Genomic DNA, 15,068 nt, shown 5'->3' with positions numbered 1-15,068 from the left:
TGCCTTCATTACAAAGCAGCGGCACATTACCTGGAGCCGCTCAATCCGGCCGCTCAGGCTTCGTTGCTGTGACGGCGGTTACGTACACCGATGTTTTCCAGTTCCTCTGGCTCCATCACAATTTTGTAAAGTTCCTCATAAGAGTGGACCTCGTACTTCGGATGGATGTCCGTCGTATTTTCCTCATTCTTGAAGTTAACCCAGCAGGTATCCAATCCCGCATTCTGACCGCCTTTGATATCCGCCAGCAGGTCATCCCCCACCATCAGCACGCGGCTTCGATTACTGATACCAAGGTCTTTCAACACATGCTCAAACAACTTGGCAGACGGCTTTGCCGCCCCGACTTTCTCGGAGATATAAATCCCGTCCATATACCGCTCCACACCGGAATCGCGGATGCGTGCTTGCTGCACAGCCAGTGCCCCGTTGGAAACAGTCGCCAGCGTCGCCACTTCGCCCAGTTCTTCCAGTGCATTCAACGCGCCAGGAATCAAATCTGCATGTGTTGCCAACAGTTCTTCGTAGCGATCATTCATCGCGTGGCATTTTCCGTTATCCGGTAATTCCATTGCCTGCATAAAGCGCTGAAACCGCGTCTGAAACAATTTTGCTTTATTGAGTTTTCCCTTGGCAAGGGCGTCCCACAGTTCCCGGTTTACTTTGTGGTAAACATCATACGCCTGCCCATCATGCGGCAACTCATATTCTGCCAACATATCTGTCAAAGCCTGACGCTCTGCGGCATCAAAATCTAAGAGTGTGTTATCTACGTCCAACAGGACGCACGTATAAATTGCCATGTTACTTTTTCCTCTTGCTCCGATATAAGTTTTTCGGAAGACCAGCAGAACGGGTATTTCCCGTTTATTCTCTCATTGTGCCGTCGACTCCGATGAAGGACTAGGTGCCGGCGTAGGTGTCGGCGTAGGAGCAGCCGAAACGCGAAGCTCAAAAACTGCTTCTGCGCCATTATTGGCAGCACGGATATGATAGGTTCCTTCCTGATTAGCAGTAAACGTCACCTGGTCACCAGTTGCTTTCCAGGAAGTTTCGTCACAGCTCCAGGACACATCTCCCTGCTTGTTCTGTACATTGGCGTTCAACGTTGTACTGCCGCCCGCCGTAATGGTGCTGGTTCCGCTGATGCTGATTGCCGTTGGATCCGACTGCACCGTCACAGTAATCTGCGCTGTGGAGAATGTCCCGTTGATTTCAATGCCCGCACGTACCACATAGCTGCCAGCATCACTCGGTGTGAAGGTGAAAGTGCCGCCGTTCTGCTGCAATTCGTCATTGACAGACCACTGGACATTGCTGTTGTCATAACTCTTGCCGCCCAGCTTGACCGTAGCCGTAACGGACAGGCTCTCACCCTTCTTGATGGTCGTGTCTCCACGATCCAACGTAAGCTCTACGCGAGCGTCATTGAACATTGCCGTAACGGAGATATCTTTCTTCATAACGTCATAGCGCGTGGCATCCGTTACGCCATCGCTCCATTTGTAGAAGGTATATCCTTCGGCCGCAACTGCCGTAACGCTGACCTGTGCCCCCGACTCAGCCTGAATTTCCAGGCTGGTAACGCCGCTCTGACCGTTTCCGGTCAAGGTTCCCTTGGCCGAATCTTCTACCGCATAATTGGCAGTGAATTTGGCTGGCGTAGCAGAAGGCGTAGGCGAGGCGCTGCTACTGCTCCCCGAAACCTGGGCCGCACGTTTGGGGATATCATTGGTATCCGGTCGGGTGTCATCAGTCTGATATGCATGGGATTTCACATACTCCAGTACTGCGCTGGCACCAGCAGCGTTTAGAGTTCCTGCAGAGGCATCCACATAGTTTTCCTCGGCATACCCTTTATCATTTTTGAGCACTTCCGCGAGATTAAGATATTTGTATCCCAACTCATCGCAAGCGGCTGCAATAGACTGATTAAACTGATCGATATACGTCTGGGTTTCGGCCGCCTTGTCACTCTCCTGCGCAACCGGCGGAATTGCACAAGCAATCAGATCGGCGTAAGAATAAGAATTTTTGATGTTCTGCAGCGCTTGCTTGTAATCGTTCATGAATTCATCAACCGTCACAGAACCGTCCACATCATTGCTGCCAATCATCACGTACACACGGCGCGCTTTCATCTTGGCAATTGCCTGGGGAATCGTATAGGTGTTGGCATCTTCCTCAAACGCCACACAGCTTTCCTTGAGGAAATTGGATATTTTCAGGTCATCCTTACCTGCATACTGATCCAGAGTAATACGGCCGTCTTTCTGCAGCGCCATAGCCGTACGGTCCCCCACAAACAGGCTGGAAGTAATATAGGAATCATCCGCAGAATTATCTTTCAGAATGGCTTCCAAACTGGTATCCAGCGGATAGAGATCCGGATCATAAGCGTCATTCTCGCCAAACAAATGTAAACTTTGGGGCAGAACCCATGCCACCACAAAACTGACAACCACTGCCAGCACACACAAAGCCAGCACGATACACGCTTTGCGTTGAATCGGACTGAGACTGGACGCGGTACGGGACTGTTTACGGCTCATCGGTAACCGTGACCTCCTTGGATGGTAATACAGGACATGCAGAGCCATACCCTGCCTAGTATAAACAAAGTCATTATATCATAAATTCTTTGTTTTGAACACACCTTTCCCAAAAATGTAACGTGTTACAATTTTTTTACAAAAAAGGAGGGGCGGCTATCCCAGCCGGCCCTCCCCAAAAGGCATTATGACAAAAGCATCCGATCGTTTGCAAAATCTCCGTCGCTGACCTGTTCAAAACGCTTAAGAAGATCACCCACCTGCAGGTTCGCCTTTTCCGCTCCACGGACATCATAAATCACACGGCCTTCGTACATCATAATCAGACGATTTCCGTAACGGATTGCATCTTTCATGTTATGAGTAATCATTAAAGTCGTCAGATGATTCTCGTGCACAATCTTATCCGACAGCGCCAATACTTTAGCTGCCGTCTTGGGGTCCAACGCCGCCGTATGCTCATCCAGCAGCAGCAAACGCGGTTTTTTCAACGTTGCCATCAAGAGGGTAACGGCTTGTCTCTGACCACCGGAGAGCAGCCCCACTTTACTGGTCATGCGATCTTCCAGGCCCAATTCCAGCGTCTGCAGCAGCTTGTAATACTCTTCGTGCTCTTTTTTGGTGATCCCGGTGCGAAGCGTACGAGCCATACCTCGCCGCGCCGCCAGTGCCAGATTCTCGTCAATCCCCATTGTTGCAGCCGTTCCCATCATGGGATCCTGGAATACACGCCCAATGTATTTGGCACGCTGATGCTCTGACAGTCGTGTTACATCTTTTCCGTCAATAATGATCTTTCCCATATCGATAGGCCACACACCAGCCACCGCATTCAGCATTGTGGATTTACCGGCACCGTTGCCGCCAATTACCGTCACAAAATCGCCGTCTTCCAGCTTGAGATCCAAACCATTCAGGGCCACCTTTTCATTGACCGTACCGGCGTTGAAGGTCTTGTAAACATTTTTGATTTCAAGCATTGTTTTTACCTCCCTTCTTCACACTCGGTTTGGTGAAATACCGGCTCTTCCAATACGGGACCGTCAGGAACACGGCCACCACAAGAGCCGTAAGCAACTTAAGGTCATCCGTGGACAGACCCAGACGCAGAACAAAGGTCATGACCATATAATAAATGATGGCACCAATAATGGCAGCAATCAGCTTCAGCGCAAAATTGCGGAAAATCTTGCTGAAAATCACCTCTCCGATGATGACCGCAGCCAAACCGATGACGATGGCACCACGCCCCATATTGATGTCCGAGAAGCCCTGATACTGCGCAAGCAATCCGCCGGACAAAGCCACAAGCCCGTTGGAAATCATCAACCCCAGCACCTTGGCAAAGCTGGTATTGATTCCCTGCGCACGCGCCATATTCTGGTTGGCACCTGTAGCACGAAGCGAGCATCCCAATTCCGTGCCAAAGAACCAGTACAGCACTGCCACCAGGATTGCACAGAAGATAACGAGCGTAAGCAGCGGGTTGCTCAGCGCTTTTTCCCGCACATATCGCGCCGATACCAGCAGCGAATATTTATCTACACTGATCGGCAGGTTTGCCTTGCCACCGCCGGTACCAGTCCCCATAATCCTGAGGTTTACGGAATACAACGCCAGCTGCGTGAGAATACCGGCCAGAATAGCAGGAATACCGCAGGCTGTATGGAAAAGTCCCGTAACCAGGCCAGCCAGCATACCGGCCAGTGTAGCAGCCACAAGCGCCAACCCGACCGGTACACCGTTCAGCATAAGTACAACACACACTGCGCCGCCGGTTCCCAGGGAACCATCTACGGTCAGGTCAGCAATATCCAGAACTCGATAGGTAATGTATACGCCGATTGCCATTATACCCCAAATCAGCCCCTGCGCCACCGCACCGGGCATGGAATTCAACAGCGAAGTCAAAAAGTCCATTGAAAATCCATCCTCCATGAAAATGATGATAAGCACCAAAACAGCGGGGAAAGGGCGCAGGCCCTTTTCCCGCTGTCATAATGATTGTTTTACTCTGCGATTGCTTCGTAGCCTTCCGGCGGCGTAATGCCCAGCGCTTCGCAGTTTGCGGCATTATACTTCTTGGTCACATTGGGCGCATATTCGATGGGCATAGTGGAAATATCCGCACCTTCAGCCAGAATCTGGTAAGCCATCGTACCGGTCTGGTAGCCCAGATCATAGTAACTGATGGACAGCGTAGCAACGCCGCAACCCTTGCAGATACCTTCCTCGCCGGCTACCACGGGGACCTTGGCCGGCAGTACAACATTGGCAATAGCCTCGGTATTGGAAGCCGCCGTATTGTCGGTGGGGATGTAAATGACGTCCGAAGCATCCGCAGCCGTCTGCGCCACCGAGGTGACATCGTTGGTATCCGTAAAGGCATAGCGGGTCACCGTGTAACCAGCATCTGTCAGATAGCCTTCAATTACATCACACTGATAAACCGAATTAGCTTCGGCGCTGCAGTACAGAAGGCCAACATTTTTGGCATCCGGGAACAGTTCCTGAATCATGGCTGCCTGCTGATCCAGCGGAGCAAGATCAGAGGTTCCGGACACATTGCCGCCCACCGTACCGGTCCAGTCACTGATATCCAATGCCGTCGCGTAATCGGTTACCGAGGTCCCCAGGATCGGAATATCCGAAGTAGCCTGCGTTGCCGTCTGAAGCGGGGCCGTAGCGTTGGCCAGGATCAAATCAACACCCGAGGATACAAATCCGTTGATGATGGTGGAGCAGTTGGCCGTGTCGCCGGAAGCATTCTGCTCATCAAAAGTCACATTGCCTTCACCCAATTTTTCAGTCAGGGCATCCTTGAAACCTTGGGTAGCCGCATCCAGCGCGTCATGCTGGACCAACTGGCAGATGCCAATGGTATAGCTCTTTGCATCGGCGGCATCCGCTTCAGAGGTTTCCGCCGTGCTGGAAGCTGCTTCCGCCTCCGACGTGCCGCTGGAAGTTGTCGCGGTGCTGCCGCAGCCTGCCAGCCCCAGAATCATCGTTGTGGCCACCAATAAGGAAACTGCTTTTTTCATTCTTCTTCCTCCAGACAATACCGGCTCGGCGTCCAGTGCACACTGGCTTCTCCCTCTGCTTTGCCGATTTAGTGCTTTAAAGTATATCACACTTCACCCCTCTAAAGCAATCTATTATATGCACAAAATTCGTCTTGTTTCTTTCTTTTATCTTGTGCATACTGTCTCGTTTTGGCAAAAAAGCTGCCGACGGAGAGAACTCCGTCGGCAGCTTTTAAAAATTTCAGCCGCCAAAGCAGGCATTTTCTACTTTTTGCAACAATTCAAGAAATCGCTCCGGACTGCTGGCATGACGCAGTGCATCCACCAGAGCATGCCGCCCCAACAAATTAACCAGTCGAGCAAGAATCTGCAGATGCAGGCTATCCTGCTCCGGGGGCACAGCGATCATAAACAGGAGATCAACGGGGCGTCCATCCGGAGCTCCCCAGTCCACCCCACGCCGCAGGGTCAAAGCCGAAATGCCCGGTGCCGACACGCCCGCATTGATTGCATGCGGCAGTGCAATGCCTTCTCCGATTGCCGTGGTACCACCGAAATTTTCCCGCTGGCACACAGCGTTGTAATAGGCCGTTCCGTTGGTGATCACGCCGATTCCTTCCTGAAGCTCCACCAAAATTCCCAGCACATCGGCGGCATTATTGATATTGGCATAAAGCAGAATTCCCTTGGGGTCCATCAGTTCACTTATTTTCATGGCTTCCCCCTTCTGACAGCATCTCAGACATCCGTCACTTTTCGGATCAGCTGATATAAGTACTCCCCTACCGCGCCTTCGGAGCAGGTACAGGTCGTCACCACATCGGCAGTAGCTTTTACCTCCGCGGGCGCATTGGCAACAGCTACAGCATATCCGGCTGCTTTCATCAGCTCCAGATCATTGTAATAATCTCCGATCACAATGGTCTTTTTTTGAGAACGATTCATCAATGCGCACAGATCGTGCATGCCCGTTGCCTTGCTGACGCCTCCCGGCATAATTTCAAGGTAAATATTATTTGTCGCCAGGAAATAGTTATCCCGTCCATAATACTTGGTCTTAGCATACTGACCAAGCTTGCGGATTGTCTCGGGATCCGAGGCAAACACCACCTTGATCCAACCATCCGGTACACATTCGATAGGGCAGGCAATGCTGCCCAGATGTTCATCAACCTGATGCGCGTGGGTGTATTCATTGGCATGGATCACGAACATTTCTCCGTTGCCAGCCATAACTTCCACGCCCATACGGGGAAATTTTGGAAGGATATCCGCAATCGCCGCCGTTGCCTGTTCGCGATTCAGCGTCGATCGATGCAACACCGATTCCGTAGAAAAATCATAGAGCAGGGCTCCGTTACAGGAAATTGCCGGCAGTGAAAGCTGAATTCCGTCCAGTGCCGCGCGGATGGATTCCGGTGGACGTCCGGTAGCCACCGTAAACAAACCGCCCATCTCGATAAACAGCTGGATTACCGTCTTATTGCAGGCCGGAAGCCCTTCCTTTGCGGTAAGCAGAGTATTATCCATATCACAGATGACTAGATAATCGCTGAGTGCTGATTTCATGCACGGTGTTCCTTTCTAAGCCGATTCAGAAAATCTGTAAAGTAAGCCGGCAAGGGGGAATCGAACTGCATCCAATTTTCGGTAGACGGGTGGACAAACCCCAGTTCCTTGGCGTGCAGACATTGCCCTGCCAGGCTCTTGATGCAATTGCGTGGTCCATACACCACATCTCCGGCAAGCGGATGTCCAATGGATGCCATATGCACCCGGATCTGATGGGTGCGACCGGTTTTGAGCTTACAGGCAATGTAGGTGAAATTGCCGAACCGTTCCAGTACACGCCAACCCGTGTAGGCATACCGTGCTCCGGTGGTGTTTTCTGATAACACCGCCATTTTCTTCCGGTCCCGCGGGTCTCGCCCCAACCATGCTTCGACAAAGCCCTCATCTTCTTTGAGATTGCCATAGACGATGGCGTGATACACGCGGTGAATGCTATGCACACTCATCTGGCTGCTCAAAGCCTGATGCGCCACATCATTTTTGGCAACAACCAGCAGTCCGCTGGTGTCTTTATCAATACGATGTACAATTCCCGGACGAATGGCTCCACCGATTCCGGAAAGTTGGCCGGCACAGTGATAGAGAAGTGCATTGACCAACGTGCCGTCCGGGTTTCCCGGAGCAGGATGGACCACCATCCCCTTGGGTTTGTTGACAACAATAAGATCGTTGTCTTCATACACGATGGAAAGCGGGATATCCTGCGGCACCGCCTCAATGGGCTTTGGGTCCGGCAACTGCAGGAGGTATACGGCACCAGGACAAACTTTCTCCTTTTTATTGACCGGACGTCCGTCCTTTGTCACGCGTTCCTGCTCGATCAAGGTCTGCAGGGCGTTGCGGGAAATTCCCTCGCACTGCCCTGCCAGCCAGGCGTCCAGTCGGCCGGCCGTCTGCGGCCCCGCTGTAATCTCAATTGGTTCCATCGGAGACTCCATTCACCTGGTCCGATGACATTTCCGCCTTTTCCTTGCGGAAAGAATCGTAGAGAACCCATGCCATCAGGGAGATCACACCCGCTGTAATGCAGATATCCGCAAAATTGAAAACGGCGAAGTTTACAAACAAAACGTTGATATAATCTACCACAACACCATTGAGGAAACGATCGATCAGATTACCGATGCCGCCCCCCAGGATCAGTGTCCAGGAAATACGCTCCCACGGCCCCATTTTTCGCAGCAGAAGCACCAACAGTACGCACACCAGCATGATGGAAGTCATGGCGATGAGCAACGTTTGCTTTCCTGCCAGCATGGAAAACGCCATACCATCGTTCAGATAGTATCGCAGCTCCAAAATGCCCGGCAACACCGTAATGGCGCCCACCGGCTGCAAAACAGCCGTGGCCCATTGCTTAATCAGTTGATCCACTGCAACGAGAACTGCAGCAACCAATACAGAGAAAAAGGATACAATCATCTGAAACCCCATGATTTCAAAAAATCAGCGGTGCTTACACGAATATAAGCACCGCTGAAAGTAAAATTACATTCCCAGGACCTTTGCGCAACGCGGGCACAGACCGTTATCATTGACGGCCGTATCATACTTCCAGCAGCGCAGGCACTTGGCACCTGCCGCGTGCTCCGCCTGTACACCCAGGCCATCCACGACGCCCTTCACGCCGCCTTCTCCCTGTTCCAGGCGAACCTGGGACACGATGAAGAGGTCAGCAAGTTCATCCATCGGGATAGAATTCAGGAACTTGTAAACATCCTCATTGCAATACAGTGTCAGAGCCGCCTCCAGCGAGGAACCGATCTGCTTGTCTGCGCGAGCCTGCTCCAGAACCTTCTTTACGTCATCGCGGATTGCCATGATCCGGTCCCACTTGGCCGTAAACGCCTCACCGGCAGCAGGTTTTGCCTCCGGCACCTGCTCAAAGACTACATAATCTTTCATACCGGGCATCTTGGGCACATAGCTCCAGATCTCCTGGCTGGTGAAGCAGAGGATTGGCGCAAGCAGTTTGGTGAAATCCACCAGAATGCGATACAACGCTGTCTGGGCGCAACGGCGGGCATGGTCGTCTGCGCAGTACAGACGATCCTTGATCACGTCCATATAGAAGTTGGACATGTCAATAACACAGAAATTGTACAGCGCATGGTAGGCACGGGAGAAATCATAATGATCATACGCATCCCGCATCGTTGCTGTCAGCGCGTTGCAGGCCTCCAGCGCCCAGCGGTCAATCTCATAGAGCTGGTCATCGGCCACCGCATCCTTGTTGGGATCAAAATCGCTCAGGTTGCCAAGCATAAAGCGAGCGGTATTACGCATCTTACGATAAGCTTCCGAAAGCTGACGGAAGATTTCCTTACCGGCGCGCACGTCGACGGTGTAATCGCTGGAAGCGACCCACAGACGGATGATGTCTGCGCCGTAGTCCCGGATAATCTCCGAAGGCTCCATACCGTTGCCGGCAGACTTGTGCATCTGCTTGCCCTGCGCATCGACGACCCAACCATGGCACAGAACCTCACGGTACGGTGCAATGCCCTGGGTAGCAACACAGGTCAGCAGACTGGACTGGAACCAGCCGCGGAACTGGTCCGCGCCCTCCATATACATATCCACAGGCCAGGTCAGCTCAGGACGCTCGCGGCAAACCGCGCTCCAGGTGGAACCGGAGTCGAACCAGACGTCCATGATATCGGGATCCTTCTCCCAGTCAGAAGCACCACATTCACAGACCTCGGTCTTCGGCATGATCTCGTTGGCATCGTACTTGTACCATGCGTCGCTGCCTTCCTTACGGAACAGATCGGAAACAGCCTTGATGGAAGCGTCGGTGATATGATACTTGCCGCACTTCTTGCAGTAGAACACCGGGATGGGAACACCCCAGACGCGCTGACGGCTGATGCACCAGTCACTGCGATCCCGCACCATGCCCGTCATACGGTCATGGCCCCAGGCCGGTTGCCAGTGCACACTGTCAATTGCTTTATAGACATCCTCCTTGAACGCATCGATGGAGCAGAACCACTGCTCAGTGGCGCGGAAGATGATGGGATGATGGCAGCGCCAGCAATGGGGGTACTGGTGGGTGATGTGCTGTACGCCCATCAGATGGCCAGTCTCCTTGATATGCTCCAGAATAACCTTGTTGGCCGCCCAGACTTTCAGCCCGGCGAACTCTTTGCCGGCTTCCTCCGTCAGACAGCCGGCGTCATCCACAGGAACCACAACGGGCAGCTGAGGATAATGATTGACGCAGACCTCAAAGTCCTCAACACCATGACCGGGGGCGGTATGGACACAGCCGGTGCCGCCTTCCAGGGTTACATGGTCTCCCAGAATCACAAGACCAGTACGGTCCAGGAAGGGATGCTGGTACTCCATAAGCTCCAGCTCATCACCATGCACCGTCTCGGGCATGACTTCATATTCTTCGATATGGCAAGCGTCCATCGTGGGCTTGACCAGCTCCGCCGCCATGATGTGGTATTCATCGCCGATCTTGACGAATGCATACTCCAGATCCGGATTCAGGCAGGTCGCCACGTTGGCAGGCAGTGTCCAGGTCGTAGTGGTCCAAATCACAATCCACGCCTTCTCCAGCGGAATATTGTGCTTGGCCAGAACCCCCTTGGGGTCACCAGTCAGCTTGAAGCGGACATAGATGGAATCGCACTCGTCCTCTGCATATTCAATTTCAGCTTCAGCCAGCGCGGTACGGTCTTCCGGGCACCAGTACACGGCTTTCATGCCCTTGTAGATGTAGCCCTTCTTGGCCATTTCGCCGAAGATCTCGACCTGGCGGGCCTCAAACTCCGGTCGAAGCGTCAGATAGGGATTCTCAAAATCGCCCTGCACACCAAGACGTTTGAACTGATCGTTCATCACACCGATGTGCTCGGTGGCAAACTCCTTGCAGATCTTGCGCAGTTCCAGCTTGGAGACACCGGATTTCTTGTCTCCAAGAGAGCCCAACGCCTTCAGCTCGATGGGCAGGCCATGGGTGTCATAGCCCGGCACATAAGGAGCTTGGAAACCTGCCATATTCTTGTAACGGATGATAATATCCTTGATGATTTTATTGAGCGCCGTACCCATGTGGATACTGCCGTTTGCATACGGAGGGCCGTCATGGAGAATGTAACGGGGCTTGCCCTCATTGTTGCGGATCATCTGCTCATAGACATGGTTCTGTTCCCAGTCTTCCAGCATTTTCGGCTCTTTCTTGGGCAGACCGGCCCGCATCTCAAAGGGCGTCTGCATCTTGTGGATGGTGTCATTGTAATTCTGCGGCAAGATTTCCTACTCTCCTCTATTTAGAAAAATTCTTTTCTGCCTATGCAGGCTCAACTGTCAAAGTCTACGCCTTCAAAATTGTCAAACGCGGGAGAAGCCAATTCCTCCTGCGGTTCAGCAGCTGCCTTGGTTTTGCGGGAAGCCCGTTTTCCTGTAGTGGATTTTCTGGTCTTCCGTGCAGGCTTTTCAGCCGGTGGTTCATCATACAACCCGGCCCCAGGCTGGAACGGAAGATCCTCCTGCTGCGGAGCGGACTGCACCGGCGTGGGGATTTCCTCCGGTTCCTCAGGATGGGGCGCGATGGCAAACTCTACCGTATCCACCTTTTCCCGTTCCTCCGTCACAGGAGGCTGCGTTCCCTCCCCTGCATCATAGTAACGGGATTCCTGCGGCGCAGTGGATTCCTGCACCGGAGCAGTCTGCACCGGCTGCACCGGGGGTTCCGTATAAGCGGGCTCTGCCGGCGCGGTCTGGACCGATTCCGAAGAGGTCTGCGCCGGAGCTGCCGCGGGGGCAGGCTCCTCCTCTTCCGGTTTCTTGTATTCCGGCAGTTTGCTGATCAGGTTGATGTGCTTGCGGTACATCTCCATCAGCGAACGCTTGAAGCTGTCCGCTTCGCTTTTGAGCGTGACAATTTCCTGCTTGGCCAGTTCCACATCATCGCGGGCACGCTGTTCTCTGTCTTCCGCCTTCATATTGGCAGCGCGAATAATCTCAGCCGCCTTCTGCTTGGCCTCACGGATCACATTTTCGCCCAGACGCTGCGCATTGATCATAGTAGTGCGAAGCGTATCCTCCTCCGCACGATACTGATCGATACGCTGTGCAAGCACTACCAGTTTTTTCTGCAGGTCGTCGTTCTTTGCCGACAGTTCCTCCATACTTTCCGCAACCTGTTTGAGATAGTCGTCCACATCATCGCAGCGATAACCACGCATGGATTTTTCAAACGTTACGCGGCGGACATCCTCAGAAGATATCATGATTTTCCTCCTGTTTTCGGACTTTCCGTGGTAATCTATGGGAAAGGGGAGCGTTTTCTGTACGCCTCAATACTGAAAAAACGAAATGAATATACGGTCTTTCCGGCTTTTACCGCCAATATCAGCCAGCTGATATCGGCCCACACCTCGTACTGTAAAGATATCCCGGGCATATACAGGCTCATGGGCAGCCCGCAATGGCAGATGGTTGATCTCCACTCTTCCTGCCGCAATATAGTCTGCAGCCTTTGTGCGAGAGGTATGCATCATCGCCGCCAATACGGCATCCGCCCGCAGTGAAGAGACTGTCGCCTCTCGCAAAGCCCGCTCCGTTGCCTGCCCCACATGTACTGGAAGCTGTTCACAGCATTCTGCCCGCACCGGACAGTGACCGGCGCTCGTCAGTTCTGATGCAATAAACTCTTGCTTATCTGCAAGCACTATGGCGTAAAACACCGCCGAATCCTGGGGATCCGCAATAAGGTCTCCAAGGCAGGCACGGTCAAGTCCCAATGCCAGAATGGACCCGAGATAATCCCGATGTCCCGGCATTTTGTCTTCTCCAGCGTTCAGCGCCGCAAGGCGAAGATAAGCGAGCGGTTCTTCCTGCCAGGCTTCCGGAGGCTCCAGACACAACACTTTCCGCTCCGCCTCATCATAACCGCCCCAAAAGCGAGCTGCTGAAAAAAGCGCCTTATGACAGGCAGCCTGCGCCAGCACCTGTTCCCGGTCCGACAGAAATCCTGTGTATCGGGGAATGCCACGGTTTTGGGCCACACGACAGAGCTCCTCCACCCGACGCATCAGGCGGCGTTCTTCATCGTTTTGAGGCGGTACAAAGCCCCGTGTCGCCGTTGAATCAGAAGAATACGCCATTATTCTCCAGTTCATCAATCAGGTCGCCCATAATATCCACATTGTAGGGCGTAATGATGAAAGTGCTGGTTGCCACCCGTTTGATCTGACCATTGTTGGCATAGGCAACGCCGGACAGGAAATCGATCAGGCGGCGGGAAACTTCCTTGCCAGTGGACTCCAGGTTCAGCACAACGGTACGTTTGGCATTCAGCTGATCTGCAATCGTGGAGGCATCTTCAAAGCGTTCCGGTTTGACCAGAACGACCTGCAGCTGGGTGGTCGCATTGATGTTCACCACTTTGTTGCTATGCTGTTTGACCTCAGCCTGAGAATAATTCTGTGCCGCAGCTCCCTGGCCGCCGGCAAAGATTTCGTCCTCGGTATCGTCGATATATGAATCCCCTTCCGGGTCGATTCCAAGCTTACTCTTCAAACTGTCAAACATAGACATCGTCGTTACTCCTTTGGTCGAACCCGCACTTTACCCAGTGCGGGAACTGTTACAGCGATATACACTAAACATTATCTTCTTTTTTATGTTGATTGTCAATATCAAACGATCAGTTTCTCTGCTACAACAGCTTACCGTCCTGCAGATTGGTTCCCTGAACAATAATTTCATCATACAGACGCACTTCGTTGTCAGTGCCAATGGCGCCATTGTTCGGGATGAGAATATAATTTTCATCTTCATACAGTGTCGTGATTTTCAGAAACCGCTGAAGATTGCCGTACTTCACATAGACGCCCCGTGCCCCGTCCACAATGTGCAACGCATCTTTGTTGATTCGAATTCCCTCATAGGTTTTGATGTCGATCTGGGCTGTTTCCTGCCCAAAACTCAGGATTTCCGCGTTTATGGTCTGACATTCAAAAGTCAGCTTTGCGACACCCGCCTCTTCATCCTGCGTCATATCCACCAGTGTAGCAGCCAGCGGCGTGTTCTGCTTTCCCGGCACGCTGATTTTTACCGACGTAATGCCATCAAAGCGCGCTGCCGTTTCCAGGTCACAGACTGTATAAAAGCGCCAGCTGAATCCGGTGGCGATCTGTCCCGCATAACCAGTGTCAGACGCCGGAAACCCATCCGCAAGCATCTGCTGCAATTCTGCAGGGGAGGCATTATCCAGTGTCTCCTGATCTGTCACAATGGGCGACATTGCCTCCGTACTGCTGAAATACCCGTTGGTGGAAGCTGTAATGGTCTGCAGGGAACTGAGCTGGCCATTGATTTCATCGTATTCGGTCTGCAAGGAACGGATCGTCTGGGAAAAATCTCCGGTCTGCCCTGTGCTCACCTGCAGCCTGTTCTGGGCAAGCAGAAAATCATCCTCTGCATCCGCAATCCCACTGTATTCAGCTGTATCCAGCTTGTCCAACAAATTATATAACGCCTGCCGTGTCTGGTTCGTCAAAACGGAAAGGTCACTACCTGTTGAATTCTGTGATTTGCTCAGCAGATCGATGGTGCGTCCCAGGCGGTCCAGACGCTCCCGCAGAAGTCCCTGCGTATCATCCGTGTAGCATTCTGCCAGAACCGTACCATTGCTGACACGTTCCCCATCCTGTACAAGATATCCCAGATTGCCGCTACCTTCCACCGGCACCGTGGCAAAGGAAACAACACCGTCCAGCGTCACACTGTCTGCCATCGTATAAGCAATGGCTGTCTCTGTTTTATAAGACTGGTGGAAGATCACAAAGCACTGCACGATTACATACAAAGAAACGGCCGCCAGCAATGCCATGCTGACGCCCTTTGCTATGCGTCCCGCCGCGTGTGGTTTCGGAGATTCCATGCAGCCCTCTGCCCCCTT

Annotated in this window: 14 protein-coding genes; all 14 read right to left on the bottom strand. The window is 52.6% G+C overall.

Going from position 1 to position 15,068, the window contains the following annotated elements; translation table 11 throughout:
- Positions 1-53: 53 nt before the first annotated feature.
- The 14 genes from NQ490_RS14385 to NQ490_RS14320 all read right to left on the bottom strand — a co-directional run bounded on the left by NQ490_RS14385 (position 54) and on the right by NQ490_RS14320 (position 15,050).
- Positions 54-803 carry a YjjG family noncanonical pyrimidine nucleotidase gene (locus NQ490_RS14385; RefSeq protein WP_007046451.1) on the bottom strand — a complete coding sequence of 250 codons (750 nt, stop codon included), beginning with the start codon at positions 801-803 and terminating at the stop codon, positions 54-56.
- Between the two features lie 72 nt (positions 804-875).
- The gene (locus NQ490_RS14380) at positions 876-2,552 is read right to left on the bottom strand and encodes a GDSL-type esterase/lipase family protein (RefSeq protein ID WP_007046452.1); all 1,677 of its coding nucleotides are present in this window, start codon (positions 2,550-2,552) and stop codon (positions 876-878) included.
- A gap of 185 nt (positions 2,553-2,737) precedes the next feature.
- Positions 2,738-3,532 (bottom strand): ABC transporter ATP-binding protein, encoded by a 795-nt coding sequence (locus NQ490_RS14375; protein ID WP_007046453.1) that lies wholly within the window; start codon positions 3,530-3,532, stop codon positions 2,738-2,740.
- Positions 3,525-4,472 carry an ABC transporter permease gene (locus tag NQ490_RS14370; RefSeq protein ID WP_040917585.1) on the bottom strand — a complete coding sequence of 316 codons (948 nt, stop codon included), beginning with the start codon at positions 4,470-4,472 and terminating at the stop codon, positions 3,525-3,527. Before NQ490_RS14370 ends, NQ490_RS14375 begins: the two co-directional genes overlap by 8 nt.
- A gap of 89 nt (positions 4,473-4,561) precedes the next feature.
- On the bottom strand, positions 4,562-5,593 hold the full coding sequence (locus NQ490_RS14365) for an ABC transporter substrate-binding protein (RefSeq protein ID WP_007046455.1): 1,032 nt from the start codon (positions 5,591-5,593) through the stop codon (positions 4,562-4,564).
- Between the two features lie 223 nt (positions 5,594-5,816).
- Complete coding sequence (locus NQ490_RS14360) at positions 5,817-6,290, bottom strand: PTS sugar transporter subunit IIA (protein WP_007046456.1); 474 nt, start codon at positions 6,288-6,290, stop codon at positions 5,817-5,819.
- Positions 6,291-6,313: 23 nt separating this feature from the next.
- Positions 6,314-7,144 (bottom strand): HAD family hydrolase, encoded by an 831-nt coding sequence (locus NQ490_RS14355; protein ID WP_007046457.1) that lies wholly within the window; start codon positions 7,142-7,144, stop codon positions 6,314-6,316.
- On the bottom strand, positions 7,141-8,073 hold the full coding sequence (locus NQ490_RS14350) for an RluA family pseudouridine synthase (protein WP_007046458.1): 933 nt from the start codon (positions 8,071-8,073) through the stop codon (positions 7,141-7,143). Before NQ490_RS14350 ends, NQ490_RS14355 begins: the two co-directional genes overlap by 4 nt.
- The gene (gene lspA, locus NQ490_RS14345) at positions 8,060-8,569 is read right to left on the bottom strand and encodes a signal peptidase II (RefSeq protein ID WP_040917586.1); all 510 of its coding nucleotides are present in this window, start codon (positions 8,567-8,569) and stop codon (positions 8,060-8,062) included. The genes NQ490_RS14350 and lspA overlap by 14 nt, the downstream gene beginning before the upstream one ends.
- A gap of 66 nt (positions 8,570-8,635) precedes the next feature.
- Positions 8,636-11,410, bottom strand: a complete 2,775-nt coding sequence (gene ileS, locus NQ490_RS14340; protein ID WP_007046460.1) for an isoleucine--tRNA ligase — start codon at positions 11,408-11,410, stop codon at positions 8,636-8,638.
- A gap of 50 nt (positions 11,411-11,460) precedes the next feature.
- Entirely contained in the window at positions 11,461-12,393 is a 933-nt protein-coding gene (locus NQ490_RS14335) for a DivIVA domain-containing protein (RefSeq protein WP_007046461.1), read from the bottom strand.
- Positions 12,394-12,459: 66 nt separating this feature from the next.
- A complete protein-coding gene (locus NQ490_RS14330) occupies positions 12,460-13,170 on the bottom strand; it encodes a YlmH/Sll1252 family protein (RefSeq protein WP_242654977.1) in 711 nt (236 codons plus the stop codon).
- Positions 13,171-13,252: 82 nt separating this feature from the next.
- Positions 13,253-13,702, bottom strand: a complete 450-nt coding sequence (locus tag NQ490_RS14325; protein WP_007046463.1) for a cell division protein SepF — start codon at positions 13,700-13,702, stop codon at positions 13,253-13,255.
- Positions 13,703-13,823: 121 nt separating this feature from the next.
- A complete protein-coding gene (locus tag NQ490_RS14320; RefSeq protein WP_007046464.1) occupies positions 13,824-15,050 on the bottom strand; it encodes an HlyD family efflux transporter periplasmic adaptor subunit in 1,227 nt (408 codons plus the stop codon).
- Between the last annotated feature and the right edge of the window lie 18 nt (positions 15,051-15,068).

Source organism: Subdoligranulum variabile (assembly GCF_025152575.1).
Classification (GTDB): Bacteria; Bacillota; Clostridia; order Oscillospirales; family Ruminococcaceae; genus Gemmiger; species Gemmiger variabilis.
This window is presented reverse-complemented; position numbering and strand designations above follow the sequence as displayed.